Source organism: Streptomyces sp. MMCC 100 (genome assembly GCF_041538145.2).
Taxonomy (GTDB): Bacteria; Actinomycetota; Actinomycetes; order Streptomycetales; family Streptomycetaceae; genus Streptomyces.
Genome location: NZ_JBGORK020000001.1, coordinates 3327107 through 3352435 on the forward strand (window position 1 = coordinate 3327107; position 25329 = coordinate 3352435).

At 72.6% G+C, this 25329-nt stretch carries 29 protein-coding genes and 2 pseudogenes; 9 read left to right on the forward strand and 22 right to left on the reverse strand.

Annotated elements, in window-relative coordinates; genetic code table 11:
• Positions 1 to 9 precede the first annotated feature (9 nt).
• The 15 genes from ABS735_RS15450 to ABS735_RS15520 form a co-directional block, all read right to left on the reverse strand.
• Positions 10 to 1341, reverse strand: a complete 1332-nt coding sequence (locus tag ABS735_RS15450; protein ID WP_373905593.1) for an ABC transporter substrate-binding protein — start codon at positions 1339 to 1341, stop codon at positions 10 to 12.
• Positions 1342 to 1466: 125 nt separating this feature from the next.
• Complete coding sequence (locus ABS735_RS15455; protein ID WP_373905592.1) at positions 1467 to 2573, reverse strand: substrate-binding domain-containing protein; 1107 nt, start codon at positions 2571 to 2573, stop codon at positions 1467 to 1469.
• A 73-nt stretch (positions 2574 to 2646) separates the two neighbouring features.
• Positions 2647 to 2940 carry a gas vesicle protein K gene (locus ABS735_RS15460; protein WP_373905591.1) on the reverse strand — a complete coding sequence of 98 codons (294 nt, stop codon included), beginning with the start codon at positions 2938 to 2940 and terminating at the stop codon, positions 2647 to 2649.
• Positions 2937 to 3146: a gas vesicle protein gene (locus ABS735_RS15465; RefSeq protein ID WP_055421623.1), complete on the reverse strand. Its 210-nt coding sequence runs from the start codon at positions 3144 to 3146 to the stop codon at positions 2937 to 2939. The genes ABS735_RS15460 and ABS735_RS15465 overlap by 4 nt, the downstream gene beginning before the upstream one ends.
• A 35-nt stretch (positions 3147 to 3181) precedes the next feature.
• Positions 3182 to 4018 (reverse strand): GvpL/GvpF family gas vesicle protein, encoded by an 837-nt coding sequence (locus ABS735_RS15470; protein ID WP_373905590.1) that lies wholly within the window; start codon positions 4016 to 4018, stop codon positions 3182 to 3184.
• Positions 4015 to 4359, reverse strand: coding sequence for a gas vesicle protein (locus ABS735_RS15475; RefSeq protein WP_373905589.1), 345 nt, complete (start codon positions 4357 to 4359; stop codon positions 4015 to 4017). Before ABS735_RS15475 ends, ABS735_RS15470 begins: the two co-directional genes overlap by 4 nt.
• A 24-nt stretch (positions 4360 to 4383) precedes the next feature.
• Positions 4384 to 5370 carry an SRPBCC family protein gene (locus ABS735_RS15480; RefSeq protein WP_373905588.1) on the reverse strand — a complete coding sequence of 329 codons (987 nt, stop codon included), beginning with the start codon at positions 5368 to 5370 and terminating at the stop codon, positions 4384 to 4386.
• Positions 5367 to 5954 (reverse strand): hypothetical protein, encoded by a 588-nt coding sequence (locus ABS735_RS15485; RefSeq protein WP_373905587.1) that lies wholly within the window; start codon positions 5952 to 5954, stop codon positions 5367 to 5369. The genes ABS735_RS15480 and ABS735_RS15485 overlap by 4 nt, the downstream gene beginning before the upstream one ends.
• Positions 5951 to 6229, reverse strand: coding sequence for a gas vesicle protein GvpG (locus ABS735_RS15490; protein WP_373905586.1), 279 nt, complete (start codon positions 6227 to 6229; stop codon positions 5951 to 5953). The genes ABS735_RS15485 and ABS735_RS15490 overlap by 4 nt, the downstream gene beginning before the upstream one ends.
• Positions 6230 to 6233: 4 nt before the next feature.
• Positions 6234 to 7040 (reverse strand): GvpL/GvpF family gas vesicle protein, encoded by an 807-nt coding sequence (locus ABS735_RS15495; protein ID WP_373905585.1) that lies wholly within the window; start codon positions 7038 to 7040, stop codon positions 6234 to 6236.
• The gene (locus ABS735_RS15500) at positions 7037 to 7546 is read right to left on the reverse strand and encodes a gas vesicle structural protein GvpA (protein WP_373905584.1); all 510 of its coding nucleotides are present in this window, start codon (positions 7544 to 7546) and stop codon (positions 7037 to 7039) included. Before ABS735_RS15500 ends, ABS735_RS15495 begins: the two co-directional genes overlap by 4 nt.
• A gap of 36 nt (positions 7547 to 7582) precedes the next feature.
• Complete coding sequence (locus tag ABS735_RS15505; protein ID WP_373905583.1) at positions 7583 to 7900, reverse strand: gas vesicle protein GvpO; 318 nt, start codon at positions 7898 to 7900, stop codon at positions 7583 to 7585.
• Positions 7901 to 7943: 43 nt separating this feature from the next.
• Positions 7944 to 8597, reverse strand: coding sequence for a class I SAM-dependent methyltransferase (locus ABS735_RS15510; protein WP_373905582.1), 654 nt, complete (start codon positions 8595 to 8597; stop codon positions 7944 to 7946).
• A gap of 105 nt (positions 8598 to 8702) precedes the next feature.
• Positions 8703 to 9503, reverse strand: coding sequence for an SDR family NAD(P)-dependent oxidoreductase (locus ABS735_RS15515; RefSeq protein ID WP_373905581.1), 801 nt, complete (start codon positions 9501 to 9503; stop codon positions 8703 to 8705).
• 98 nt (positions 9504 to 9601) lie between these two features.
• Positions 9602 to 10186: a TetR/AcrR family transcriptional regulator gene (locus ABS735_RS15520; protein WP_373905580.1), complete on the reverse strand. Its 585-nt coding sequence runs from the start codon at positions 10184 to 10186 to the stop codon at positions 9602 to 9604.
• A 113-nt stretch (positions 10187 to 10299) separates the two neighbouring features.
• Between ABS735_RS15520 and ABS735_RS15525 the strand changes: the two genes are divergently transcribed.
• From ABS735_RS15525 to ABS735_RS15535, 3 genes are all read left to right on the forward strand, one after another.
• Positions 10300 to 11313, forward strand: a complete 1014-nt coding sequence (locus ABS735_RS15525) for a zinc-binding dehydrogenase (RefSeq protein WP_373905579.1) — start codon at positions 10300 to 10302, stop codon at positions 11311 to 11313.
• Between the two features lie 76 nt (positions 11314 to 11389).
• A complete protein-coding gene (locus ABS735_RS15530) occupies positions 11390 to 13543 on the forward strand; it encodes a DUF1996 domain-containing protein (RefSeq protein WP_373905578.1) in 2154 nt (717 codons plus the stop codon).
• Between the two features lie 247 nt (positions 13544 to 13790).
• Positions 13791 to 14486, forward strand: coding sequence for a lytic polysaccharide monooxygenase auxiliary activity family 9 protein (locus ABS735_RS15535; protein WP_373905577.1), 696 nt, complete (start codon positions 13791 to 13793; stop codon positions 14484 to 14486).
• Positions 14487 to 14722: 236 nt separating this feature from the next.
• Here the strand turns inward: ABS735_RS15535 and ABS735_RS15540 are convergent, their stop codons facing one another.
• On the reverse strand, positions 14723 to 15298 hold the full coding sequence (locus ABS735_RS15540) for a TerD family protein (protein ID WP_059296699.1): 576 nt from the start codon (positions 15296 to 15298) through the stop codon (positions 14723 to 14725).
• 70 nt (positions 15299 to 15368) lie between these two features.
• On the opposite strand from ABS735_RS15540, the gene ABS735_RS15545 reads away from it, so the two are divergent.
• The 4 genes and pseudogenes from ABS735_RS15545 to ABS735_RS15560 all read left to right on the forward strand — a co-directional run.
• Positions 15369 to 15797, forward strand: a complete 429-nt coding sequence (locus ABS735_RS15545; RefSeq protein ID WP_373905576.1) for a BlaI/MecI/CopY family transcriptional regulator — start codon at positions 15369 to 15371, stop codon at positions 15795 to 15797.
• A 6-nt stretch (positions 15798 to 15803) separates the two neighbouring features.
• Entirely contained in the window at positions 15804 to 16736 is a 933-nt protein-coding gene (locus ABS735_RS15550; RefSeq protein ID WP_373905575.1) for a M56 family metallopeptidase, read from the forward strand.
• Between the two features lie 303 nt (positions 16737 to 17039).
• Positions 17040 to 17699, forward strand: coding sequence for a fasciclin domain-containing protein (locus ABS735_RS15555; protein WP_373905574.1), 660 nt, complete (start codon positions 17040 to 17042; stop codon positions 17697 to 17699).
• A 15-nt stretch (positions 17700 to 17714) separates the two neighbouring features.
• A pseudogene (locus tag ABS735_RS15560) lies at positions 17715 to 18089 on the forward strand (ABC transporter substrate-binding protein); the annotation flags it as partial.
• A 220-nt stretch (positions 18090 to 18309) separates the two neighbouring features.
• Here ABS735_RS15560 and ABS735_RS15565 read toward each other — a convergent pair.
• The 3 genes from ABS735_RS15565 to ABS735_RS15575 all read right to left on the reverse strand — a co-directional run bounded on the left by ABS735_RS15565 (position 18310) and on the right by ABS735_RS15575 (position 20945).
• A complete protein-coding gene (locus ABS735_RS15565) occupies positions 18310 to 18765 on the reverse strand; it encodes a flavodoxin family protein (RefSeq protein WP_373905573.1) in 456 nt (151 codons plus the stop codon).
• Positions 18766 to 18888: 123 nt separating this feature from the next.
• Entirely contained in the window at positions 18889 to 20523 is a 1635-nt protein-coding gene (gene abc-f / locus ABS735_RS15570; RefSeq protein ID WP_373905572.1) for a ribosomal protection-like ABC-F family protein, read from the reverse strand.
• Positions 20524 to 20726: 203 nt separating this feature from the next.
• Positions 20727 to 20945 carry a hypothetical protein gene (locus tag ABS735_RS15575; RefSeq protein ID WP_373905571.1) on the reverse strand — a complete coding sequence of 73 codons (219 nt, stop codon included), beginning with the start codon at positions 20943 to 20945 and terminating at the stop codon, positions 20727 to 20729.
• A gap of 77 nt (positions 20946 to 21022) precedes the next feature.
• Here ABS735_RS15575 and ABS735_RS15580 point away from each other — a divergent pair.
• Positions 21023 to 21235, forward strand: a pseudogene (locus ABS735_RS15580) (class I SAM-dependent methyltransferase); the annotation flags it as partial.
• A 112-nt stretch (positions 21236 to 21347) separates the two neighbouring features.
• Here the strand turns inward: ABS735_RS15580 and ABS735_RS15585 are convergent.
• Entirely contained in the window at positions 21348 to 22100 is a 753-nt protein-coding gene (locus ABS735_RS15585) for an anti-sigma factor (RefSeq protein ID WP_373905570.1), read from the reverse strand.
• A complete protein-coding gene (locus ABS735_RS15590; protein ID WP_373905569.1) occupies positions 22100 to 22684 on the reverse strand; it encodes a sigma-70 family RNA polymerase sigma factor in 585 nt (194 codons plus the stop codon). The genes ABS735_RS15585 and ABS735_RS15590 overlap by 1 nt, the downstream gene beginning before the upstream one ends.
• Before the next feature lie 305 nt (positions 22685 to 22989).
• Between ABS735_RS15590 and ABS735_RS15595 the strand changes: the two genes are divergently transcribed.
• On the forward strand, positions 22990 to 23508 hold the full coding sequence (locus ABS735_RS15595; protein WP_373905568.1) for a GNAT family N-acetyltransferase: 519 nt from the start codon (positions 22990 to 22992) through the stop codon (positions 23506 to 23508).
• 197 nt (positions 23509 to 23705) lie between these two features.
• On the opposite strand, the gene ABS735_RS15600 is transcribed toward ABS735_RS15595, so the two are convergent.
• On the reverse strand, positions 23706 to 25277 hold the full coding sequence (locus tag ABS735_RS15600; protein WP_476755879.1) for an MDR family MFS transporter: 1572 nt from the start codon (positions 25275 to 25277) through the stop codon (positions 23706 to 23708).
• Between the last annotated feature and the right edge of the window lie 52 nt (positions 25278 to 25329).

Here is a 25329-nt window from a genome sequence, read left to right on the forward strand (position 1 = left end):
TTCGTCGGCTCAGGTGCTGTGCTGGGTGGTGGACAGGCCCAGGGCCTTGAGGTCGGGCATGGTGCCCTCCTGGGCGGTGCGCAGCGACTCGACGAGACTGCCCTGGCCGCCGCTGACGCGGGCGAAGGAGTCCTGCATGACCTTCTGGGTGGCGCTCATCCTCGGGCCCCAGAGCCACTGGTCGCCGATCTTCTCGGCCTCCTGCTCGAACAGGGTGTAGATGTCCTGACCGCCGTAGTACGAGCGGTCGAACGCGTCGCGGCCCGCCGCGACCAGGCCGGGGGCGGCCGGGTACTGGCTGCTGGCGCCGCTGGAGAGCCGGGCGCGCAGGGCGTCGGGGTGCGAGACCTGCCACTCGATGAACTCCATCGCGGCCTCCGGATGCTTGCTGTCCTCGGTGACCGCGAAGGTCGAACCGCCGTGCGTGCCGGCCGAGGGGCTGCCGGTGTCCCACTGCGGCAGCGGCGCGATCCGCCACTGGCCCTTCTGCCCGGGCCGCGCGTTCATCTGGGCGCCGGCGTCCCAGGCGCCGCTGAGCCGGGTGAGGACCAGTCCGTTGCCGATCTGCGCGTCCGACTGCCTGCTCTCGACGGCGTTCATGAAGACGTCGTCCCGGTCGATCAGCCCCTGCCAGTACTCCGCGACCCGCCGGGAGGGCGCGTCGGCGAGGGAGACGTTCCAGGCGCCCTTCGAGGTGTCGAACCACTGGGCGCCCGCCTGCCAGGCGTAGCAGGCGAACTGGGTCATCCCGTCGGTCGGGAAGAGCGCCAGCCTGCGGTCGGGTGCCTTGCGCCGCACGGTCGCCGCCTGCTCGGCGAACTCGTCCCAGGTGCGGGCGACTTCGAGCCCGTAGTGGTCGAAGAGGTCGGCGCGGTAGTGCATCACCATGGGCTCGACGTCCAGCGGCACGGCGAACACCCGGCGCTCGAAGGTGGTCAGCCCGAGCGCCTGCGGCAGCAGCTTGCGGCGCAGACCGTCACTGACCAGGTCGGTGATGTCGCGGGCGACGCCGTCGATGGCGAACCCCGGGACCTGCGGATACTCGAGGGTGGCGACATCGGGAGCGTTCCCGGCCCGGGCGGCGTTGCTGAGCTTGGCGTAGCCGCCCTGCCCGCCGGAGGGGATCTGCTGGAACTCCACCTGGGTGTTCCGGTGGGTGCGGTTGAACGCGTCGACCACTTCCTGGCTGCCGCGCAGGGCGGACCAGAAGGTGATGCGGGTGGTGGTGCCCGTGCGGGCCGACGATGCGCCATTCCCCCCGCTGCAGGCGCTCGCGGCTCCTGTCAGGGGGAGGGCGGTCATCGCGGCGAGCACGGAGCGACGGCTGGGTCGTCCGGGCATGGTGCCTCCGCGGCTCCTGCGGGTCCGCGCGGGCGCGGACACGACTCTTCGAGACACGGGAATCCTGAACGCCCTGACTCAAACGGTCAATAGATCGATCAGAAGAAAATGAAACGCTCAAACGCTCATTCGTCGAACGGTTCGACCGACCGGTCCGTCGATCCACGCACCATCAGCCGCGGCAGCAGCTCGACCCGCCGGCCCGGCTGCCGACTGCCGGGAGTCTCGGCCAGTCGCTGGAGCAGCAGCTCCGCCGCCGCGTGCCCGACCTCCGCCTTCGGCGGCGACACGGCCGTCAGCGGCGGCGAGGCGAGACCGGCCACGACATCGTCGTACGCCACCACCGAGCAGTCCTCCGGCACCCGCACGCCCTCCTCCGCGAGCCGCTGGACGACCATCAGCGCGTCCACGTCACCGTGCAGCACCATCGCCGTCGCACCCACCTTGCGCATCAGCGCCGGCAGCTCCGCCGTCTCGTCCGCCGAGTACGGCCCGTCGGCCCCGGCCTCCGGCGCGACCAGTGTCCACGCCCACTGCTCCACCAGGGGATGCGCCCCGGCGATCTCGGTGAAGGCGGCCCGCAGCGAGCGGGCGGTGGGGCTGTCGTGGCGGGTGGCGAACACGATGCGCCGGTGCCCGAGCCCCACCAGGTGCTCCACCGCCAGGTGCGCGCCGTACCAATGGTCCGAGCACACCGAGTCCAGGGCGTGCAGCGCGCTGCCGCGCCACGGGCGGCGCTCCATCAGCACCGTCGGCACCCCGATCCCGGCCAGCCACTCGTGGTCGGCCTCCTCGTCGGCCCGGCCGCGCCACCGCGGCGCTATCAGCAGCCCGTCCGCGCCGTCGGCCAGCGCCCGCTCCACCAGCGGGCGCTCCGCACCGGATGCCTGCGGCGCGAGATGCAGGGCCATGCGCACACCGGCCCGCTCCAGGACCGTGCGCGCCCCGTGCAGGGTCTCGGTCAGGTACGAGTGCCGTACGGGAACCACCACGGCCACCCGGTCCCCGCCCGCCGGGACCTGCTCGTGGGCCGTCTCCCGGGCCGGCAGCGTCGACCGCACGACCCCGTGGCCGCGGCTCAGCCTGCCCTCGCGCGTCAGCTCCTCGACGTCCCGGCGCACGGTGACCACCGAGACCTGCAACTCGTCGGCGAGATCACGCACCCGCGCGGTACCGCGCGCCTGGACCGCCGCAAGTATCCGCTGGCGCCTGAGATCGACCGGCTCCCGCATCAGGTCTCCCCACCCGAGAATGTTCGTTTGAGCGATTCTGCGCCATCATAACGATCGCTCGTGCCGGGCGTCCCTACGGTTCCGGGTCCGCCAGCAGCGGTCCGAGCGGTCCCAGGTCGAGGTTCAGATCGGCGCGGCTCAGGCCGTGCTGGGCACACAGGTCGTCCATGCGCTCGTCGAGCAGCATGAGCGCCGTACCGAGCCGGTCCTCCTGCTCCTCGCTCAGCGTCCCCTCGTCGAAGCGGCGCACAGCCTGGCGCTCCATGAGCTGGCGCAGCAACTCCACCACGGTGAGGACCAGCGCGGCCAGGTCGTTGGTGACCCGCTCGGGATCCAGGTCCAGGGCGTGGGCCCGGGGCGCGGTCACAGCGGCCCGCTGTCCGGCCAGGGAGCGGGCACCCGCTCGTTCACCGACGACAGCAGCGCGTGCAGGGAGATCCGCACCAGCGGCACGTCCGCGATGGCCAGCACCAGGTCGCCGCTGACCACGACTCCGGTCGCCAGCACCCGGTCCAGCAGGTCGACCAGGGGCACCCCGACCGGTGCGTACGGCTCCGGTCCGCCCCAGGGCACGGGGGCCGGGCCCGGCGTACGGGTGTCCGAGGCGGTCACGAAGCGGCCTCCCGGTCCGTTCCGGCCTGCGGGTCCTCGTCCCAGCGGGCGAAGGAGTACGGGATCCACGGGCCGGAGGCGTCGACCCGTACGGCCCGATGCCGGCCGTCGGCGGTGAGCCGCGCCAGGGCTTCGGCGAAGGCGGTACGCCGCGCGTCCTCCACCAGGTAGGCGATGTTGAGCAGTTGCGGGGCGCGGCGGCCCGTCAGCCGCTCGCTCTGCGGGCGGTGCCGTGTCGCGGCGACCGCGTACCGCCGCAGCTCCGCGTCGACGGCCTCCGCCTCGGCCAGCGCCTCGTCGTGGGCGCTCTGCCGGTCGCGCCGCCGTGCGCTGACCCGGCTGAGATAGGCGCGTCCGCCGGAGCCGGTGCGGGCGCCGGTGTCCGCGGCGGACTCGGGCGGGGGCTCGGCGGCGTGCACCTTCACCGCCCACTCCGTACGGTCGCGGAGGCGGTCGAGCAGCGTGTCCAGCACCGGCCGCCGGGCGGCGACGGCCCGCGCCGCGGTCAGGTCGCCGCGGTACAGGGTCGCCATCGGCAGCGGCACGACGGGGCCCCGCCCGGCCGCGGCCTCGACGCCCCGGTGATGGGCGCGCGCGCAGCGTTCGAGGTCGTCGGGCCGGTTGAGACGCTCCGTCAGCGCCTCCTCGTCGAACAGGGTCGCGGGGACGTCCTGAACGACCAGGCACAGGTCTCCCGCGCTCAGGACGCGCAGCGGGCCACCCTCCTCGTGTCCCCTCGCCGCGGCCAGGGCGGCCGGATCCGGCGGGGTGCGGGTGACGGCGAAGGCGCAGACGATGCCGGGGGCCGCCGGTCCGGCGGCGGTCGTGCTCATCGCACGGCTCCGGTGGTCTCCTCGGCGGTCCCCTCCAGGGCGTCGAGGCGCTCCCGCAGCCGCGCGTTCTCCTCGGCGAGCGCGTCCCGGGCGGCCCGGGACGACAGCGCGGGATCGGTCTCCCACCAGTCGATGCCCGCCTTCTTCGCGGTGTCCACCGAGGCGATGAACAACCGCAGCCGGATCGTCAGCAGTTCGATGTCGAGCAGGTCGATCTTGATGTCGCCGGCGATGACGATGCCCTTGTCGAGGACGCGTTCCAGGAGGTCGGCGAGGCTGCCGGAGGGCGGACCGTAGGACTGCGTCTCCGGGCCCGGGTACCGGTGGTCGAGGTCGGTCACCGCGTACTCCCCGCGGCGGAGTCCTCAGCGACGCGGGCGGGAACGTTCGTCGTCCTCGTCGTCTTCCTCGTCTCCTTCGTCCGCATACGGCTCCTCCTCGTCGTCCTCGTACTCGTCCTCTGCGTCCTCTTCGTCCCCCTCATCGTCTTCGTACTCATCGGGTTCTTCGGCGTTCTCCTCCTCCAGCGCTTCCTCGTGGCTCTTGACGACCTCGCCGTCGCGGATCTCGCCGCGCCAGCCCTCGACCTCCTCGTCGTCCGCCAGGGTCACGTGCCGCGCGAAGTGCTTCAGGTCCAGCCGCAGCCGCCGTCCCTGGGCGCGCCAGAGGTTGCCGGTCTTCTCGAAGAAGCCCGCCGGGTAGTACTCGACGACCACGACGACCCGGGTCAGCCGGGGTGCCAGTTCGTGGAAGCTGACCACCCCGTTGGTACTGCCCTTGGCGCCCTCGGAGGTCCAGACGATCCGCTGGTCGGGGATCTGCTCCTGGACGGTCGCCTTCCAACCGCGGGTCGAGAAGGCGATCTTGGCGGTCCAGTCCGAGGTCACCTCGTCATGGGGGCTGACGCTCTGGACACCTTTGGTGAAGCCGCTGAAGTCCTGGAGCTGCGTCCACCGGTCGTAGACGGTGCGCAGGGGGACGCCGATGTCGACGGTCTCCATGATGTGCGTCGCCTTGACGCTGCCGCCGCCGCTCTTGGAACCACCGCCGCCGCTCTTGGAGCCACTGCCGTCGTTCTTGGAGCCACTGCCGTCGTTCTTGGAGCCACTGCCGTCGTTCTTGGAGCCACTGCCGTCGTTCTTGGAGCCACTGCCGTCGTTCTTGGAGTCACCGCCGTTGTTCTTGGAGTCACCGCCGCCGACCGACTCGGTCAGGCGGTCGGTCAGCGACCCGAGCCGTTCCCCCGCCCTGCCGACGAGGCTGTGACCTGTGGCGGAGAGGTAGCCGCCCAAGGCGTCCTTGAGGTCACCGAGCGGAGACGCTCCACTGTCACCCTGCCGGTCGGGGGTCATGCCCGCCCACCTCCGCGCCCGGTGCGCGGGGCCGCGGTCCGCTCGGCCGGTCCGGCAGCCTTCTTGGCGGCCGTCTTCCTGGCCGCCTTCTTCGCGGGAGGCGCGGCCTTGCGCGGCGGAGCCTTCTTGGCCGTCTTCCGGGGCGGCGCCGGCGCGGGCCGTCGGTCCTCCTCGCGGTCCTCCTCGTCGAAGTAGGCGTCCTCGTCCGGAGCGTTCTCGTCCCAGGAGTCGTCGTGGTCGTCGTAGTCGTCCTGGCCGTCGTCCCGTCGGCTCTCGTCGGTGAGCGCGTCGGTACGGTCGCGGAGGGTGTCCGCGAGGCCGGTGAGGCGGCGGTTCGCCGCGGCGGTGACGGCCGCGCGTCCGGCGGTCAGCAGCTCGCCCCGGACCTGGTCGGTCAACTCCTGGAACTGTGGCGCCCGTTGCAGGCTGCCCAGTCCCTGGCCGAGGACCTGGCCGGGGGAGAGGCCGACGCGTCTGCCCACGAGGTAGGAGCCGACCGCGAAGGCGAGCTTGGCCTTCTTGGTGCGCCCCAGGAGGTATCCGCCCGCCACGGCCGCCGCCATGGCCGTCCTGCTGTCGTTCATAGGTGTCGTCTCCGCGCTGGTTTCGTGGTGGTGGTACGGCCGGTGGGCCGGGCCGGGCGTTCGAGGAGGGTGAGCAGACGCTCCTCCTCCCGCTCGAAGGCCGCCTCGTCGATGGCGCCCTCGTCCAGGGCCCGGTTGAGTGCGGCCAGCCGCGCTTGTACGGCGCGCGGGTCGTGGGCCTGGCGCCGGGCCTCCTGGAGCAGGTGGTCCGCGATCCACGCCGTGCCGCGCACCGGTGCGAGGGGCAGCAGGAGGAGACCGCTCACGATGCCCATGCGGTCACCGGCCGGCCGGCGTCGTGGGGCGCGGGTCGACGAAGCTGTAGCAGGGCAGGGGGCCGGTCACGCTGAGGGTCAGCCGGTCGCCGCAGGCCCGGGACCGTTCCGCCAGCGCCTCCCTGAACCGCGGTTCGTCCGCCGAACGCAGCAGGAACGACGCGCTGAGGACCTGCTCGTCGTCGGTCGCGCCCTGCGCCGTGCGCACGGCGAGCGGGGCCAGTCGGTCGACGACCTCCCGGGCGGCGCGCCGTGCCTCGCGGCGCACGCCGAGGGCGATCGCCTCGCCCAGCCGGACGTTGGCCTCGTAGTCCGGCCGGCGTCGGGTCCGCAGGGCCAGGGTCCGCAGCTTGTCGTCCCGGCGCACCAGATCGGCGAAGTGGCCGGGCACGACAGTCCCCTTGACGTTGAGTTCCACGCACCCGCGTACGCCGTCGAGCTGTTCCGTCAAGTGGGCCGCGTCGGCGCGCAACTGGGCGAGCAGGGTGTCGGTCCGGGGGCTGAGGACCGCGAACCGCATGGGCAGCACCGGTCCCTGTGCCGCCAGTTCGTCCAGGACGGCCTGGTGGGCCAGCAGGTCCCGGCGGCGGGGCCGGAGCCGCGGGGGCGCGGCCGACACCGCGGCGCACAGCCCGGACTCGGTCAACAGCCGCACGGGGGCGCCGTCGACGCCCTGGGACCCGGGGGTGCGGATCCCGGCGGGGGCGATGCCGTAGACGTAGAGGGCCTTCGGTGCGGCGGCGGATTCGTGGGCGGATTCGTGGGCGGATTCGTGGGCGGATTCGGGGGCGGTGGTGGCGGGCGCGGTCATTCGTCCTCCGTCTCGGTGCGCCGGCGGGGGCGGGAACGGGGGCGGTCGTCCTCGTCGCGGGGGCGTGCGGCGGACCGACTGCGGGGCCGCTGCGTGCTCCGGGCGCGTTCCGCGCGTTCGCGGGGACGGGCCTCCGTCTCCTCCTCCGTCTCCTCCTCGTGCTCGGGCGTGAGGACGTCGCGCACCTTGTCGGTGAGGGAGCGCGCCGTCCGCTTGGCGCCCGCCTTGCCCACGGTCCTGGCCATGGGGCTGCCGAACATCTCGGGGACGGTCTTGGAGCGCACGTCGTGCTCCAGGTCCAGGCGGTTGCAGGCCTCGGCGAACCGCAGATAGGTGTCGACGCTCGCGACCACGATGCGTGCGTCCACCTTGAGGATCTCGATGCCGACCAGGGAGACGCGCACGAAGACGTCGATGACCATGCCGCGGTCGAGGATGAGTTCGAGGACGTCGTAGAGGGTTCCGGCGCGGGGCGCGCAGACGACCTCGTCGTCGTAGGTGATCATGCGGTGGTCCTTCCGGGTGCGGGCCTCACGTTCCGCTCACTGGTCCTGGGCACCGCGCCGGTAGCGCGCGATCCTGCGGTACTGGATCAGGTCGCCCGCCGCGTCCAGCTCGACCTCGTAGGTGGCGAGCAGGCTGGTGGTGTCGGGGATGCGCGCCACCTCCAGCACGTCCACGTTGACGATCCAGCCGCCGTCCTCGCTCCGGCACACCGCGGAGACCCCTTCGAGGTGGTGCCGGATCAGCTCGGACAGGGCGTCGGCGGCGTGCCGGGCGGCGTCGCGGGCGTCCCGCACGCCACGCTCGCGCGTGGCCGTTGAAGTGGTGTGGCGCCGTCGCTCGCCAGGTTCTGTCATGCTGCCCACTCTGACCGCGGGACCCCGGTCCGCGCGTGCGCAGTTACCCCATCCGGGGCTGCCCCGTGCGCCGGCAGTGCAGGAAGAGGTGCGGCTCCGGCCGGGCGTCCGGGTGGGCCGGAGTGAACATCGACGCCTCCTGCGTCAGCACCTCCAGGCCCGCGTCCTCGGCCAGGGCGATCAGCTCCTGCGCGGGGAAGCTGGTCACACGCACCGGCTGACCCATGAAGGTGGCGTCGACTCCCTCCACGTCGAGCGGCACGGTGGCCAGGACCAGGTGACCCTCCGGCTTCAGCAACCGCGCCAGACGCCGTACGAGATCCGTCTGCTCCCGCCGGTCCAGCTGGAGCAGCGAGAAGTACACGCAGACGGCGTCGAACGAGCCGTCCGCGAGCGGTACGTCACGGACGTCGGCGCACCGGAAGGTGGCGGCCGGCACCTGTCGTGCGGCCAGCTCCACCATGACGGGGGAGACGTCGATGCCCAGCACCTCGTGCCCGGCGTTCGCGAGGGTCTCGGCGGTGGGCCGGCCCGTGCCGCTGCCCACGTCCAGCACCCGGCTGCCCGGCGCGAGCCGCGCCAGCAGCCACTCCAGTGAGCGGCGGTGCGTCTTCGACCCGGCGAACGCCTTCTCGTACTCGGCGCCCAGCGCGTCGAACGCGGCGGCGGCCCGCGGGCGGTCCTGGTCGTCGGTCACGACGGTCCCTTCGGTGCGGTGAGCCGGTGCCCCGGGCATCCTTCCACCGGGAACGAGCCGCCCACAAGGGGCCCATCGGGCGACGGACGGGCCCCACGGGAGGTGCTAGCCGTCGTCGTCCTGCGCCGCCGTCCCGGGTTCGGCCATCCGGCGGTGTACGGCCGCCTTGACGCGGTCCGGCAGCACCTTGTCCGCCACCCCCTGGGCCTTGGTCTTCGCCGAACCGGTGACCAGCTTCCCGCGGCCCTTCATGACGGCGTCGAACGCCTGCCGGGCGACCTGCGCCGGGTCGTCCTTCGGCATGGTGCCGACCTTGGTGTCCTCCATGCCGGCCCGCCGGAAGAAGTCGGTCTCCGTCGGCCCAGGCATGAAAGAGGTGACCGTGACACCGGTGTCCGCGACCTCCTCCTGGAGGGCCTGCGCGAAGGACTGGACGAACGACTTCGACGCGTTGTAGACCGACTGGAAGGAGCCCGGCATCGTCGCTGCGACCGAGGACGTGAACATGAGCCGTCCGACCCCGCGCGCCACCATGTCCCGCAGGAGGGGCTTGGTGAGCCGCACGGTCGACGTCACGTTGAGGTCGATGACGGACTGGTCGTCCGCGAGGTCGGTGTCGACGAAGGCGCCGCCCTGCCCCACCCCGGCGTTGAGGGCCGCCACGTCCACCGTGAGCCCGGTCAGGGCGGCGACCAGGTGGTCCACGCCGTCGGGGTTCCTGAGGTCCGCGCGTACGGCCCGTACCTCCACGCCGGTCTCCCGCAGCCGCTGGGCGGCGTGCTCCAGCCGTTCGTCCTCGGCGTTGACCACGAGGTCGTAGCCGTGCTCCGCGAACAGCGCGGCGAGTTCGTACCCGATTCCGCTGGACGCCCCGGTGACCAGGGCGAGCGGCCTGCTGCCGTCCATGGTTTCCTCCGTCCTCGGCGCACCCGCGCCCTCGACGACCGCCGGGTTCCCCTGATCCCGGCCTTCACGTCACCGCCGTCGGGCACGAGCCGGACCGCTCACCGCGGACGCGCCCCGTCCAGGGCCAGGTCCACCAGCCCCCGTACGAGTACGACGTCCAGTGGCGCCCCGCTGAGCAGCACCCGCACGAACAGCGGACCGCTGACCGCCTCGATCAGCAGCCCGGGATCGGTGCCGGCGGCCAGCTCGCCCCGCTCGACGCCTCGCCGGACCATCACCACCGCCCGGTCGAGACGCTCGCTCCAGTAGGGGCCGCGCCGGTCCTCCAGGGTGTCGTCGTGCTCGACGCTCAGCCGCAGCAGCGCCCGGCCCTGCGGGGTGTCCAGCAGCCGGGCCAGCGCCGAGAAGAACGCCAGCAGGTCGTCCCGGACCCGCCCGGTGTCCGGCACCGGCAGCGCGGCGTCCAGCTCCGTGGTCAGCGCGTCCAGGATCAGGTTCTCGCGCGTGCCCCACCGCCGGTACACGGAGGTCTCGTGCACCCCGGCCGCACGGGCCACGGCGCCGACCGTCGCGCCCGCCAGACCCTGGCTCGACAGCAGGTCCACCGCGGCGTCCAGCACGGCCCGCCGCATCCGCTCCCCACGGCGGCGCAGGGGCGGGGCGACGGGTTCCGGTGAGCTCATCGGACCAGCGTAAAGCAAGTGGCCCTGCGTTGGGTGTACGGTTAACGCAAGTCGACCTGCGATGGACCGCTGGGGGCCGTCCGGGGTCGCCGCCGCACCGAGGAGGTCCCGTCATGGCGCAGATGCTCGCCGCCCGCCTGCACGTCCCGAGCCGCACCCTGCGACTCGAAGAGGTGCCCCGCCCGCAGCCGGGCCCGGGGGAGGTGCTGGTCAGGGTCGAGGCGGCCGGCGTCTGCCTGTCCGACGTGCACCTCATCGACGGCACCCTCACCCCGCTGCTCCTCCAGGGCGACACGGTCACCCTCGGCCACGAGGTCTCCGGCACCGTCGCCGGGACCGGGGCGGGCGTCACCGCCTGGTCGCCCGGGCAGCGGGTCGTGCTGCACGCCGGCGAGACGAGGGACGGTGTCACGTACACCCGCGGCGTCGACTACGACGGCGGCTGGGCGGAGTACGCCCTGTCCGCCGCCGACGCCATGACACCGCTGCCCGACGCCATCCCCTTCGAGCAGGGCGCGATCATCCCGGACGCCGTGTCCACCCCGTGGGGCGCCATCACCGAGACCGGCGCGGTCCGGCCCGCCGAGGCGGTCGGCGTGTGGGGCGCCGGCGGCCTCGGCGTCCACGCCGTACAACTGCTCCGGGCGATCGGCGCCTGTCCGGTCGTGGCCGTCGACCCCAACCCCGTCGCCCGCGAACGCGCCCTGGCCGCGGGCGCCGACCTCGCCCTGGACTCCGCCGACCCCGAGCTGCGCGGGACGGTCCGGGCGGTGACCGGCGGCCTCGGGCTCGCCGCCGCCTTCGACTTCGCGGGCGTGCCGCCCGTGCGGGAGCAGGCGGTCTCCGTCCTCGCGCCCAAGGGGCGGCTGGTCCTGGTCGGCCTGACCGACAAGCCGCTCACCGTCACGGACGGGACCCGCTTCAGCTACCTCCAGCAGCGCGTCCTCGGCCACTACGGCTCCGACATGCCGGTGGCCCTGCCTCAGCTCCTGCGGCTGATCCAGGGCGGACGGCTGGACTTCTCGGGTTCCGTCAGCGGGGTGCTGCCGCTCGCCGAGGCCGCCGAAGCGGTCGCGCGGCTGGAGAAGAAGGAGGGCGACCCGATCCGGCTGGTGCTGCGCCCGTGAGGTGAGGGAAAGCTGAGAATTCCAGAGGCGGTTGAACGCTCCGGCCCCCGGTTCCGTATGGAGCCGGGGGCATTTCATGTCCCAGTCCGTCACGACACAGGAGCACGCCTTGGGACACAACAGGCGCAGACGCCCGACCGGGGCGCGGCGCGCGACCTTCGCAGCGGTCGCGCTGATACTGGGAGGCAGCGGCCTGGTGGCCGTGAACGTCTTCGCCTCCGCGACGGAGTCCGGCAACGCCGCCGTTCCCCTGGGCAGTTCCGGAGTCGCGGCCACCGTCGACTGCCCCGACCTGACCGAACGGCTCACGGCCGTTCCGGAGCAGGCCAGGCCGGAGGTCGACACCGAACTCGCCCACCTCGACGAGCAGATCGCCGCCGCCTACGGCGGGCTCCAGGAAGCCGCCCGCACCGCGGACGACGGCACGATCGACGAGGGCGCGATCCTGGACCCGCTGAAGAAGGAGCGCGCGGCGACCATCGAACGCATCGCCGCCGCCATCGACAAGGCCGGTGACCGCCCCGAGGGCCTGGACACCCTCGCCCAGTGCACCCTGCGCCGCACCGAGATCGCGTCGGCGGACGCGGGGAGCGGCAGCCCGGACCCGCAGGGCAAGGGGGAGGAGCAGGGTCAGGAGCAGGGCCAGGGTCAGGGGCAGGAGGACGGCCAGGGGGAGGCGTCCGGTGACGGGCAGCAGTCCGGCAACGGAGGCCAGGCGGGCAACGGCCCCGTGGCTGCGGACTACGTCGACATCGAGTCCGTCCAGCCCGACGTCGTGCGGCCGCCCCGGCAGAAGAACGCCTCGACCGGCTCCTTCGCCACCAGCTGCGGCGTCAACGCCGAGGGCCTGTTCAACTCGGACAACCTGATCGCCGCCCCCGGCGTCGGCAACGGAGCCCACCACTTCCACGACTACGTCGGCAACCAGGGCAACAGCGCCTTCGCCAGCGACGACGACCTGGCCGCCGCCGGCACGAGCTGCGCCGACCAGGGCGACAGGTCCTCGTACTACTGGCCCGTGCTGCGGCTCCAGAACGGCACCGTCGAGCAGGACGCCCAGTCACCGGGCGGCGGCATCGAGGGCAACGCGGGCGAGATCGTCACGCCGGCGGAGGTCACCCTGACGTTCGAGGGCAACGAGCGCGGCAAGGTCACCGAGATGCCGCGGCTGCTGCGCATCATCACCGGCGACGCCAAGGCGTTCGTCAACGGAAACACCAACGCGAACGCCTCCTGGAGCTGCACCGGCTTCGAGGACCGGCAGCTGAAGGACAAGTACCCGCTCTGCCCCTCGGGCAGTGACGTGGTGCGCACCTTCACCTTCCAGAGCTGCTGGGACGGGCGCAACATCGACAGCGCCAACCACCGCACCCACATGGCCTTCGCCGCCGCCGACGGCAGCTGCCCGGAAGGGTTCCGGCCCGTCCCGCGACTGGTGCAGCGGATCGTGTACGACGTGGCCGCGCCGAGCCTGGCGGACGGGGGCAAGACCGCCCCGCTGTTCGCCGTGGACTCCTTCCCCGAGCAGCTGCACAAGCCGGTCACCGATCACAGCGACTTCATCAACGTCTTCGACGAGGACCTGATGCGCGAGATGGCCGATTGCATCAACTCCGGCCGCGAGTGCGGTCCGGACACGCCCCCGGGGTCCCAGCCGGGCGAGGGCGAGGAGCAGCCCGGCGGCAACGACGAGGAGCAGCCCGGCGGCAACGACGACGGGCAGACCGCCGAGCCCCCGGCCGAGCAGACCGCCACGGCCTCGGCGCCTGCGGACGCCGGTCAGGACGGCCAGGACGGGCAGAACGGTCAGGACGGCCAGGACGGCCAGGCGGGCGGAGAGGATGACAGGAAGGACGACGGGAAGGACGACGGGAAGGCCCCCGGCCAGAACGAGGGCCGGAACGGCGGGCAGCCCGGTGGGGACGAGACCGCACCCCCGGCCGCCGAGACCCAGGACGGCGATGCCTCCGCGAGCGCCGAGCCCAGGGCCGCGACGACACCCGCCGACACCCCGGACGACGTGAGCAGCGCCGTGGCCGCACCCGAGGAGACCGGGAACACCGGGAACGGTGGCAACGGCGGTGGCGCCGGGTCGGCGCCCGAACCGCAGGCACAGGGCGGGCTCGCCGAGACGGGTTCCGGGCTCGGTCTGTGGCCCGCGGCGGTCGGCGGCGTGCTCTTCGCCGGCGGGTGTGTGCTGCTGATCCGCTCCAGGCGACGTGTGCTGTGACAGCTGAGGCACCGGCATGACGACGGGGGGCGGGGGACGTTTCCCCCGCCCACCCGTCGGATCGAGAAGCGTCGAACGTATCGAACGTATCGAACGCGCCATCGCGCGGTGGGAACTGGCTCATTCGGGGTGTTGTCAATCTCTTTACCCAGACGCAGCCTGGTCTGCGAAAGACTTTTGGGAGCGCTCCCACCCGCGCTCGTGAGGCCTCTGCTCCGCCCTGTCCCCCACGCGAAAGAAGGACCCCATGAGTTGTCATGATCGCATCAATCTTGCCAGCGCCGCACCTTCCGGAAGGGCCCGACGGGCGACGACCCTCGCCCTCAGCACCCTGACCGCGGTCCTGCTCACCCTGCTCCCCTGGAGCGGCACCGCCGTCGCCCACGGCTCGGTCGTCGACCCCGCCTCCCGCAACTACGGCTGCTGGGAGCGCTGGGGCGACGACTTCCAGAACCCGGCCATGGCCGAGGAGGACCCCATGTGCTGGCAGGCGTGGCAGGACAACCCCAACGCCATGTGGAACTGGAACGGCCTGTACCGCAACGGCTCGGCCAGCAACTTCGAGGCCGTCGTCCCCGACGGTCAGCTCTGCAGCGGCGGCCGGACCGAGAGCGGACGCTACAACTCCCTCGACGCCGTGGGTCCCTGGCAGACCACGGACGTCACCGACGACTTCACCGTCAAGCTCTACGACCAGGCCAGCCACGGCGCCGACTACTTCCTGGTCTACGTCACCAAGCAGGGCTTCGACCCCGCCACGCAGGCCCTGACCTGGGGCGACCTCCAGCAGGTGGCGCGTACGGGCAGCTACGGGCCCAGCCAGAACTACGAGATCCCGGTGAGCACCTCGGGGCTGAGCGGCCGGCACGTCGTCTACACGATCTGGCAGGCCGCGCACATGGACCAGACGTACTTCCTGTGCAGCGACGTCGACTTCGGCTGACCCGCGCCACCCTCTCCCCCCCACCCCCGCCGGGCGCACCGCGTCCGGCGGGGACGCGGACGTACCGGTCGAGACGTCCTGCTTCTGCCGCCTCGACACCACCCGGGCCGCCGCCCCGGCCACCGACGGCGGGGCCGGCTGCTGCGCCTCGGACCACTGACCCCGCCGGACCCGCACCCGCACCCGGGCCCAGGTCCGGGCGTGGGCCCGGATCCGGCCCTGGAGCCGTACGCGGATCAGACGTTGACGCCGAAGTCCGCGGCGATGCCCGCGAGACCCGAGGCGTACCCCTGGCCGACCGCCCGGAACTTCCACTCGGCGCCGTGCCGGTACAGCTCGCCGAAGACCATCGCGGTCTCGGTGGAGGCGTCCTCGGACAGGTCGTAGCGGGCGAGTTCCTGGTTGTTCGCCTGGTTGACGACCCGGATGAAGGCGTTGCGGACCTGGCCGAAGCTCTGGCCCCGGTTCTCCGCGTCGTGGATGGAGACCGGGAAGACGATCCGGTCCACCTCGGCCGGGACCGCGGCGAGGTTCACCTTGACCGCCTCGTCGTCGCCCTCGCCCTCGCCGGTGAGGTTGTCACCGGTGTGCTCGACCGAGCCGTCGGGGCTGGTGAGGTTGTTGTAGAAGACGAAGTGCCCGTCCGAGAGCACCTTGCCCGACGCGTCGAGGAGCAGCGCGGAGGCGTCGAGGTCGTAGTCGGTGCCGGTCGTGGTGCGCACGTCCCAGCCCAGGCCGACCAGCACGGCGGTCAGGCCCGGCGCCTCCTTGCTGAGCGAGACGTTGCCGCCCTTGGCCAGGGAAACTCCCACTGTGTTCTCCTTCGTCGCGTTCCGTGTGCCTGCCGTCAATCTACAACACTGTAGAAGAAGGCCTTATACGATGTCGCTCCGGAAGACGATCGGTGGTGGAAGGAGGCGGGCCGTGACGGATGACCGGCGTCCGCGGCGGCGGGGGCAGGGCGAGCTCGAGGCGCTGGTGCTGTCCGCGCTGCGCGAGGCGGACGGCCCCGCGACGGCCGGCTGGGTGCAGGAGCACCTCGGCGGCGACCTCGCCTACACGACGGTGATCACGATCCTGACCCGGCTCCTTGAGAAGGGAGCCGTCAGCCGTGAGCGCGCGGGCCGCTCCTTCGCCTGGACACCCGCCTCGGACCAGGCCGGACTGGCCGCGCGCAAGATGCGCAAGGTCCTGGACGCCGAGAGCGACCGGGAAGCGGTACTGGCCAGCTTCGTCACCGGCCTCGACCCGGACGACGAGCGGCTGCTGCGCGAACTGCTGGGGCACGTGCGCGCCGCGGAGGACGGCTGACACCGTATGGGGGTCTTCGTCTTCCTGCCACTGGTCCTGCCGCTGACGGCGTGGCCGATCGCCAGGCTGGCCGAGCAGCACCTGCACCCGCGGACCGCGACCCGGCTGCTCACCGCCGTCGCCGCGGTGATGGCCCTGTGCAGCACCGTGTGCCTGGCCCTGGTGATGGTGGTCGGCACCGCCCAACTGCCGGGCAACCCGCTGCCCGACGGCTGGTCGGACCCCGAGGTGCGGGCGGCGGTGCCCTACGACGAAGTCGTCGGCAAGGCGGCGATTCCCGCGCTCTGCGCGGTGGTCGCGGCCTCGGCGCGGGCCCTGTGGCGACACGGCAGGGTGCGCCGCCGCGCCCATCGCGCGCTGGCCGGACTGCCGGGCACGGGGGTGGCCGTGCTGCCGGACGACGTGCCCTACGCGTACGCGCTGCCCGGCGGACGGCGGGACCGCGTGGTGGTGAGTACGGCCCTGCTCGACTGCCTCGAACCGGGCGAACGGCGCGCGCTGTTCGCCCACGAGCGTGCCCATCTCGCCGCCCGGCACCACCGCTTCCTGCTCGCCGTCCGGCTCGCCGCGCTGGCCAACCCGTTCCTGCGTCCCCTGCGGACGGCCGTGTCCTACACGGCGGAGCGGTGGGCGGACGAGGAGGCCGCAGGGGTGGTCGGCGACCGCCGCGCGGTCGCGACCGCGATCGGCAAGGCGGCCCTCGTCTCCCGTGGCACCCCCGTCGCCACCCTCGCCGGCCTCGCGGCGCCCGGCCCGGTGCCCCGCCGGGTGGCTGCCCTGCTGGGCCCCGCTCCCGCCGTCCGCACCTGGCCCCCGGTGTTCACGTCGGTAGGTCTGGCGGCCTGGGCCGCGGCCGCCGGAACCGCCGTCTCGGCGATGTCGTCCGCGAACGCCGCCGTCACGATGTTCCTCATCCTGCGGGCCGCGACGCCGTTCTGAGCACCCCTCACTCCTTGACGGGCGATTTCAGGGAAATCCGCAGTTCACAGAGGCGTCGCCGAAACTGCCTCACTCGATCGGGTGAGCGACCAATCCGGATCGGGGGCCGCTCCGGATTCCCCGTGTGAGGGAAGAACCGACACCACGCCGACAGCGAACCGGCGGCTGACCCCGGACCCGGGTCGGCCGGCCACCACGTAACGGCACCGCGTACTCGGCGGCCCGCCGCACATCACTTCAGCTCCGCACCACAACTCCGCGTCAACGCAGCCTTCGCGCTGCCCGTTTCCAGGGAGATCATCCATGAACACCCGCATTCGTCGCTCCGCCGTCGCCGTCGTCGCGGCCGCCGTCCTGCCCCTGTCCCTGGCCGCCTGTTCCGACGACGGCGACAGCGGCTCCTCGGACTCCGCGCAGGCCGCCTCCTCGGCCCCCGCGGCGACCGACGACCAGTCGGCCGACACCTCCGGCGGCATGGCGGACTCCGACGAGCCCTTCGGTCCGGCCTGCTCCACGGTGCCGAAGGAGGGCGCCGGTTCGTTCGACGGCATGGCCGAGGACCCGGTCGCCACGGCCGCCTCGAACAACCCGGCCCTGTCCACGCTGGTGTCCGCGGTGAAGAAGGCAGGTCTGGTCGACACGCTCAACAACGCCGAGAACATCACCGTGTTCGCACCGACCAACGACGCCTTCGCCAAGATCCCGAAGGCCGACCTGGACAAGGTCATGAACGACAAGGCGATGCTCACCGACATCCTGACCTACCACGTGGTGGGCCAGAAGCTCGCGCCCAAGGACCTGGAGAACGGCTCCTTCGACACGCTGCAGAAGTCCAAGCTGACCACCTCGGGTTCGGACGAGTCCTACAAGGTCGACGACTCCGCCAGTGTCGTCTGCGGCAACGTGAGGACCGCCAACGCCAACGTCTACATCGTCGACACCGTCCTCATGCCCAAGAGCTGACGCGCGGGCGGGCGCATGGGCCCGGGGAGCGGGGCCGGGCAGCGGCCCGCTCCCCGGCGACTGCTCCCTTCCCGCCGCGCCCTGCGCGGTCCCCTCCTGCTTCTGTCCGGCGCCCTGCCGGCCTCCGGCTGCCGTGCCGGTGCGGCCACCGACGACTCGGGCGCCCCGGTCGACGCGGCCGGTCACCCACGCACCGTCCGCGGCTGCGGGCACGACGTCCGGGGCACCGAGCCGCCGCGACGGGCGGTCTCCCTCAACCAGGGCAGCACGGAGATCCTGCTCTCGCTCGGCCTCGCGGACCGTACGGCGGGCACCGCCACCTGGACGGATCCGGTCATGAAGGGACTGGAGAAGGCGATGGCCGGCGTTCCCCGGCTCGCCGACGACATGCCCTCCTTCGAGACGGTCCTGGACGCGGAACCCGACTCCGTCGCCGCCTCCTTCGCGTCCGCGCTCGGCGCCGGCGGCGTGGCCACCCGCGAACAATTCACGGAACTCGGCGTGCCGGCCCGCCTGTCCCCGTCCGACTGCGCGGGCACGTGCGCTTCCCGGGCACCCTGCCGGGCCAGGTGGCTTGTGCGAGCGGTCACCGGGGGAGACGCCCGCGGGATCAGTCGTCCATCAGGCCGGCGGCGAGCGTGGCCCCCAGCTCCCAGCAGGCCTGCAGGTCGGCCTTGCCGGGCTCACCGGCCACGTTCACCGCGGGCGCCGCACGCTGCCAGCCGAGGCCGGTGGTGACCGACTCGATGCCGCGCACCGCGCCCGTGGTGTCGCTGCCCCCGTGCACGTAGTAACCGAAGGGGCGGCCACGCGTCTCGTCCAGGCACGGGTAGTAGATCTGGTCGAAGAAGTGCTTGAGCGCACCCGACATGTAGCCCAGGTTGGCCGGGGTGCCCAGCAGCCAGCCGTCCGCCTCCAGCACGTCGACGGCCGTGGCCGCCAGGGCCGCCCGCCGGACCACCCGTACCCCTTCGATCTCGGGCGCGGTCGCCCCCGACACGACGGACTCCAGCATCGCCTGGCAGTTCGGCGACGGCGTGTGATGCACGATCAGCAAAGTGGCCACACCAGCAGCCTGCCGCCCGGCACCCTCCGACCGCAAACGGACACCACGCCACCCCGGCACACCCCGGCACCACGATGCCCTGATCGTCTGCCCCGTCTGGCCCGTCCGCTCCCCGCCGGCGGCTCACATCTCGGGCGCCCCGGTCTCCGTCAGCACGCCGTCGGCCAGCCGCAGCCAGCGGCCGACGCCGATCTCGCGCAGGAACCGCCGGTCGTGGCTGACGACCACGAAAGCACCCCGGTAGGAGTTCAGGGCACTCTCCAACTGGCCCACACCGACCAGGTCGAGGTTGTTCGTCGGCTCGTCCAGGAGCAGCAGGTGCGGGGCCGGTTCCGCGCACAGGACGCAGGCCAGCGTGGCCCGCAGCCGCTCCCCGCCGGAGAGCAGGCCGACCGGCAGATGGGCGCGGGCACCCCGGAAGAGGAAGCGGGCGAGGAGGTTCATCCGCTCGGCCTCCGGCCGGTCCGGGGCGTAGGCGGCGAAGTTCTCGGCGACGGTGCGTTCCTCGTCCAGCAGGTCGAGCCGCTGGGAGAGGTACGCGACGCGCCCGTCGGCGCGCCTGATGTCGCCGCCGTCCGGGTCCAGGTCGCCGTTGAGCAGCCGCAGCAGTGTGCTCTTGCCCGCGCCGTTGGCTCCGGTCAGCGCGATCCGTTCGGGCCCCCGGACCGTCAGGTCGACACCCCTTGAGGTGAACACGTCCCGCTCGCCGAGCCGGATCCGCAGCCGCTCACCGAGGAAGAGGGTGCGTCCCGCGGGGACATGGGTCTCCGGCAGGTCCAGCGCGATGCGCTGTTCCTCGCGCAGCGACCGCTCCGCCTCGTCCAGCCGCGCCCTCGCCTCACCGACCCGGTTGGCGTGGGTCTGGCCCGCCCGGCCCGCGGACTCCTGCGCCCCGCGCTTCATGTTGCCCGCGAAGATGCGGGGGAGCCCGGCGTTCTTGAGATTGCGGGCGGCGTTGCTCGCGCGGCGGTCGGCGCGCTCGCGGGCCTGCTGCAGCTCCCGCTTCTCCCGCTTCAACTCCTGTTCGGCGTTGCGGACGTTCTTCTCGGCGGCCTCCTGCTCGGAGCGGACGGCCTCCTCGTACGCGGTGAAGTTGCCGCCGTGAAAACGCAGTTCACCGCGGTCGAGTTCGGCGATGCGCTCCATGCGGTCGAGCAGCTCCCGGTCGTGGCTGACCAGCAGCAGGCAGCCGTTGTAGTCCGTGAGCACGTCGTGGAGCCTGCTCCGGGCGGCCCCGTCGAGATTGTTGGTGGGCTCGTCGAGCAGGAGGACGTCGGGCCGCTTCAGCAGTTGGGCGGCGAGTCCGAGGGAGACGACCTGACCGCCGCTGAGCGTGCGCAGCCGCCGGTCCAGGGCGAGGCCGCCCAGGCCCAGGCGGTCGAGCTGGGCGCGGGTGCGCTCCTCGATGTCCCAGTCGTCGCCGATGGCCGTGAAGTGCTCCTCGGCCACGTCACCGGACTCCACGGCATCGATGGCCCGGATCACGGCGTCGACGCCGAGGACCTCGGCCACGGTGAGGCCGCCCGTCAGGGGGAGCGCCTGCGGCAGATGGCCGAGGACACCGGAGACCGTCACGGAGCCCGCGGTGGGCCGCAGCTCGCCGGCGATCAGTTTGAGCAGGGTGGACTTGCCGGCCCCGTTGGGGGCCACGAGACCCGTGCGGCCCGTGCCCACGGTGAACGACAGGTCCTCGAAGACGGGGGTGTCATCGGGCCAGGAGAAAGACAGGCCGGAGCAGCGAAGGACGGCGTCGGACATGAAGACGACCTCGTGGAGGTGAGGGGCAGGAAACAGACCTCTGCCCGGGAAGGAGGACGGGAAAAGGGAACGACGACGGGACCACTGCGACGGCGCTCCAAAGCGCCCGCTAGCGGCCTACCGGGACCGGGACTCACCCGGAGATGTCGTCGTCACCCACCATGTCCGCGACTCCTCGCTGCACGATCAACGTCTCCACCAGCCTAACAGCCGGGCTCCCGCACCGGTTCCGGCGCCGAGTCGCACGGGGCGCGCCGTGCCGAGCGGAGAACCGGTGGCTCGGCCGCCGCGAGGGCCGGGGCGAACAGCTCGGAAGGCGCCGTTTCCGGCGCGATCAGGTGGGCGACGGCCGCGGTCGAGGCGCGGTGCCGGCGGGCGTGGTGGCGGAGCGTGGCGTGGTCGCCGTTCGCCACGAGCAGCATGCCCGCCCGGGCCCCGGCGGCACGGGCCCGGGAGACGTACGCGACGGACTCGGCGGGGTCGGTGACGCGGTCGCGGTCGCCGTGCAGGCCGCGACGACTTCGGCGTGCACTGCGCCGAGACGCTGCGGCTGTGGCACGAGCGGTTCACCGAGCGCGCCGCCGAGGTGGACGCCCTCGGCATCGACGAGACCTTCCGGCGCCCGTGGACCTTCTGCCTCGCCTACTCCGAGGCCGGCTTACGCGCCGCCTGCCTCGACGTCCAGCAGTACCTGTTCACGAAGGAGGGCACCGGCCGGGACGGGCCGAGTGCGCGGCACGCACCAGCGGCTTCCTCCCGCGTCCGCCGCGCCGATCCGCGGAGGACTCGGGTGCGTGAGGGGTGAGGGCCGGCCCTCACCCCCTTCAGGCCGGCATGCTCAGCAGCGCGATCGGGTCGGAGGTCGGCTGCTTCGACCCGCCGGCCGGCTCGACCGTGATGCCCACCCCCGCCGCACCGTCGACGGCGCCCTCCATCAGCACCGCCTGACTGGTGCTGCCGGGGTCCATCAGGCCGGCCGAGCGCATCGTGCCGTGGTCGTCGAACCAGAGTTGGTAGACCTTGCCCTGCGGCGGTTCGACCAAGCCCGAGGCCAGGAAGACCGCCCGGTCCTGACGCTCGGAGACGACCAGTGTCCCGCTCGCCCCGTCGGCCAGCCGCGCCGTACGGGACTCGGCGTCCGGCGCGGCCAGCACCCCGGCGAGGGTCTCCGCCCGCTGCCCGGCCCGGGCGGCCCGCTCCCCGGCGTCCTGCGCGCGCTCGTACTGCCACACCGCCGTACCGCCGAGCCCCGCCGCCGCGGCCAGACAGGCGGCCAGCGCCCAGCGGGCCAGGCCACGCCCGCGGGGCACGACACGGCGCGCCTTCTCCACCGTGCCGCCGCCCGGCGGGACCTGACGCACGGTGGTGATGCGGTGCAGCACCCGGTCCTTGAGCGCCGGACCCGGAACGACCGTCCCGGCCAGCCCCAGCCGGGCCGTCGCGGCGGCGAACTCCCGGGTCTCCTGCTCGCAGGTGGCGCAGTCCGCCAGATGGCGTTCGAAGGCGTCCCGCTCGTCGTCGGGCAGGGCATGGAGGGCGTAGGCGCCCGTCAGGCTGTGCAGGTCGTCGGTGCGCATCACGCGCTCACCCCCAGGCAGTCACGGAGCCGGACGAGACCGTCGCGCAGCCGCGTCTTGACCGTGCCGAGCGGCAGCGCGAGGGCCTCGGCCACCTGCCGGTAGGTCAGGCCGCGGTAGTAGGCGAGGGTCACGGACTGGCGCTGAATCTCGGTCAGGGTGCGCAGACAGCGCCGCACCTGCTCCCGTTCCAGCCGGGTCTCGACCTGTTCGGTCACCTCGTCGTACTCCGGTGTCCGGTCGAGCAGGGCGGCCTTGTGGTCGCGGGCCGCGGCGGCCTCCACCGAGCGCACCCGGTCCACGGCCCGCCGGTGGGCCAGGGTCAGGATCCAGTTGACCACCGTGCCGCGCTCCGGCCGGTAGCGGGGCGCCGTGCGCCACACCTCCACCAGCACCTCCTGCGCGACCTCCTCCGACTGCGCCCGGTCGCGCAGCACGGCCCGGGCCACCCCGAGCACGGACCCCGCCACCGCGTCGTACACGGCGGCGAAGGAGTCCTGATCGCCCAGGGCCACCTCACGGATCAGCTGTTGCAGATCCGGTTGGGACGATGGATTTCTGCCGATGCGTACGGCTTCCTTCACGACGGTTGCTCCAAAAGAATGCGACGGGCGGGGATGCCCCCGCGTAATCCGGGCCCGCGCGGCCCGCGGATTGGTCCCGGGCCCCGGGAAACCGCGGTGACTTCGCCCGACGCAGACCTTCCCACGGGTAGAGTGGTCACCGTTCGCGTTCGATCGGGCTCCAGGGGAGCGGGAGGACAGGGAGGTGAGGTTGATGACCGTGCACGACGCCGTCCTTCGCGGCGCCCGGATCTCCCTCGCGTCCCGAGCGGCGGCCTGACCCCGCACCCCACGAACGCACACAAGAAACGGATTCCCGTCCCGTCATGTCTCCTTCTCGTTCCTGGAACACCCGCGCCGAGACCGGCGCCGACGTCCCCGTCATCCGTGACATCGTCCGCGCCGCCTTCCCCACCCCGGAGGAGGCCGCCCTCGTCGACGCGCTGCGCGCCGACCCGGGGGCGTGGATCGCGGGCCTGTCCCTCGTCGCGGTGGACGACTCCGGCCACCCGGTCGGCCACGCCCTGCTGACCCGCTGCCACATCGGGGACAGCCCGGCGCTGTGCCTGGCCCCCGTCGCCGTCCGGCCCGAGCACCAGAACAGCGGTGCCGGTACGGCCGCCGTCCGGGCCGGGCTCCTCGCGGCCGAGCGCCTCGGCGAGCACCACGTCGTCGTCCTCGGGCACCCGGAGTACTACCCCCGCTTCGGCTTCGGCAGAGCCTCGGCCCACGGCATCCGACTGACCATCGACGTCCCGGACGAGGCCCTGATGGCCCTCACCCTGAACGCCGCCCACCCGCTGCCCGCCGGCACCGTCCGGTACGCGGCACCGTTCGGTATCTGATCCGCGGCCGAACCGGCACTGCCGTGTGCCGTCGGGTAATCCTCCCGACGGCACACGGCACACGGCACACGGCACACGGCACACGGCACACGGCACACGGCACACGGCAACACGGCAACACGGCAACACGGCAACACGGCAGCGGGGCCGTCCGTCCGGATCGGACGGGCGGCCCCGCTGTCTTCTCGCCGGGTGCCTCAGGCTACGGGCGCCGGGTCCTTGGCGGTCGGCGTGGCGGGGCCCTCGCCGGACTCCTCGGCCAGACGCTCCATACCGCTGGTGGTCTTCAGCGGCTTCTCCTTGATGAACACGACGGCGACCAGCGCGAGCACCGCGAACGGCGTGGCGATCAGGAACAGGTCGGCCGTGGCGACGGCGTAGGCGTGCTCGACGATCGTCCGCATCGGGGCGGGCAGCGTGGACATGTCCGGGACACTGCCCTCGCCCGAGCTTCCGCCACCCGGCACGGTGATGCCCGCGTCGCTGAGCCCCTTGGCCGTCTCACTGGCGACCCGGTTGGCGAGGATCGCGCCGAGGACGCTGACGCCGATGGTGCCGCCCATGCTGCGGAAGAACGACAGCACGGAGGTGGCGGCGCCCAGGTCGGCGGCGGGCACGTCGTTCTGGGCGGCCAGCACCAGGTTCTGCATCAGCATGCCGACGCCGACACCCAGGATCGCCATGTAGAGGCTGAGCAGACCGAAGTTGGTCCTGGCGTCGATCGTGGCCAGCAGCGCGAGGCCGACGGCCATGATCACCGCCCCCGCCACCAGGTACCGCTTCCACTTGCCGGTCCGGCTGATCACCTGTCCGGCGACGGTCGACGACACCAGCAGACCGAGGATCATCGGCAGGCTCATCAGGCCCGCGACGGTCGGCGACTTGCCCAGGGAGATCTGGAAGTACTGCGAGAGGAAGACGGTCCCGCCGAACATGGCGACACCGACCAGGAGGCTGGCGACGGTGGTCAGGGTGACCGTGCGGTTCCTGAAGATGCCGAGCGGGATGACCGGCTCGGCGGTGCGCGACTCGACGAACACCGCCGCGACCAGCAGCAGTACGCCGCCGCCCGTGAGGGCACCGGTCTGCCAGGACGCCCAGTCGAACTCGTTGCCGGCCAGCGACACCCAGATGAGCAGCGAGCAGACACCGGCGACGATCAGGAAGGCGCCGAGCCAGTCGATGCGCACCTCGCGCTTCACGGTGGGCAGGCGCAGGGTGCGCTGCAGCAGGGCGATGGCGAGCAGCGCGAACGGCACGCCGATGAAGAAGCACCAGCGCCAGCCCAGCCACGAGGTGTCCACCAGGACACCGCCGACCAGCGGTCCGGCCACGGTGCCCACGGCGAAGACGGCACCGAAGATGCCGGCGTACTTGCCCAGCTGGCGGGGCGGGATGACGGAGGCCATCACGACCTGCGCGAGAGCGGTCAGGCCGCCCGCGCCGATGCCCTGCACGACCCGGCTGAAGATCAGCAGTCCGACGCCGTGCGAGAAGCCGGCCAGCAGCGAGCCGACCACGAACATGCTCAGCGACAGCTGGAGCAGCAGCTTCTTGTTGAAGAGGTCGGACAGCTTGCCCCACAGGGGCACCGTCGCTGTCATCGCGAGGAGCTCGGAGGTGACGACCCACGTGTAGGACGACTGGCTGGCACCCAGGTCGGCGATGATCGTGGGCAGCGCGTTGGCCACGACCGTGCCGGCCAGGATCGCGACGAACATGCCGGCCATCAGACCCGACATCGCCTGGAGTATCTGCCGGTGGTTCATGGAGGTGGGCGGCGCGTCGGCGGGCGCCTGAGCAGCGGTCACGGCATCTCTT

Coding starts and splice junctions, on each gene's coding strand:
- ABS735_RS15450 (WP_373905593.1), bottom strand. CDS start 1,341: ATGCCCGGACGACCCAGCCGTCGCTCCGTGCTCGCCGCGATGACCGCC.
- ABS735_RS15455 (WP_373905592.1), bottom strand. CDS start 2,573: ATGCGGGAGCCGGTCGATCTCAGGCGCCAGCGGATACTTGCGGCGGTC.
- ABS735_RS15470 (WP_373905590.1), bottom strand. CDS start 4,018: ATGAGCACGACCGCCGCCGGACCGGCGGCCCCCGGCATCGTCTGCGCC.
- ABS735_RS15480 (WP_373905588.1), bottom strand. CDS start 5,370: ATGACCCCCGACCGGCAGGGTGACAGTGGAGCGTCTCCGCTCGGTGAC.
- ABS735_RS15485 (WP_373905587.1), bottom strand. CDS start 5,954: ATGAACGACAGCAGGACGGCCATGGCGGCGGCCGTGGCGGGCGGATAC.
- ABS735_RS15490 (WP_373905586.1), bottom strand. CDS start 6,229: ATGGGCATCGTGAGCGGTCTCCTCCTGCTGCCCCTCGCACCGGTGCGC.
- ABS735_RS15495 (WP_373905585.1), bottom strand. CDS start 7,040: ATGACCGCGCCCGCCACCACCGCCCCCGAATCCGCCCACGAATCCGCC.
- ABS735_RS15500 (WP_373905584.1), bottom strand. CDS start 7,546: ATGATCACCTACGACGACGAGGTCGTCTGCGCGCCCCGCGCCGGAACC.
- ABS735_RS15505 (WP_373905583.1), bottom strand. CDS start 7,900: ATGACAGAACCTGGCGAGCGACGGCGCCACACCACTTCAACGGCCACG.
- ABS735_RS15515 (WP_373905581.1), bottom strand. CDS start 9,503: ATGGACGGCAGCAGGCCGCTCGCCCTGGTCACCGGGGCGTCCAGCGGA.
- ABS735_RS15520 (WP_373905580.1), bottom strand. CDS start 10,186: ATGAGCTCACCGGAACCCGTCGCCCCGCCCCTGCGCCGCCGTGGGGAG.
- ABS735_RS15525 (WP_373905579.1), top strand. CDS start 10,300: ATGGCGCAGATGCTCGCCGCCCGCCTGCACGTCCCGAGCCGCACCCTG.
- ABS735_RS15530 (WP_373905578.1), top strand. CDS start 11,390: ATGTCCCAGTCCGTCACGACACAGGAGCACGCCTTGGGACACAACAGG.
- ABS735_RS15535 (WP_373905577.1), top strand. CDS start 13,791: ATGAGTTGTCATGATCGCATCAATCTTGCCAGCGCCGCACCTTCCGGA.
- ABS735_RS15545 (WP_373905576.1), top strand. CDS start 15,369: ATGTCGCTCCGGAAGACGATCGGTGGTGGAAGGAGGCGGGCCGTGACG.
- ABS735_RS15550 (WP_373905575.1), top strand. CDS start 15,804: ATGGGGGTCTTCGTCTTCCTGCCACTGGTCCTGCCGCTGACGGCGTGG.
- ABS735_RS15555 (WP_373905574.1), top strand. CDS start 17,040: ATGAACACCCGCATTCGTCGCTCCGCCGTCGCCGTCGTCGCGGCCGCC.
- abc-f (WP_373905572.1), bottom strand. CDS start 20,523: ATGTCCGACGCCGTCCTTCGCTGCTCCGGCCTGTCTTTCTCCTGGCCC.
- ABS735_RS15575 (WP_373905571.1), bottom strand. CDS start 20,945: ATGCTGCTCGTGGCGAACGGCGACCACGCCACGCTCCGCCACCACGCC.
- ABS735_RS15585 (WP_373905570.1), bottom strand. CDS start 22,100: ATGCGCACCGACGACCTGCACAGCCTGACGGGCGCCTACGCCCTCCAT.
- ABS735_RS15595 (WP_373905568.1), top strand. CDS start 22,990: ATGTCTCCTTCTCGTTCCTGGAACACCCGCGCCGAGACCGGCGCCGAC.
- ABS735_RS15600 (WP_476755879.1), bottom strand. CDS start 25,277: ATGAACCACCGGCAGATACTCCAGGCGATGTCGGGTCTGATGGCCGGC.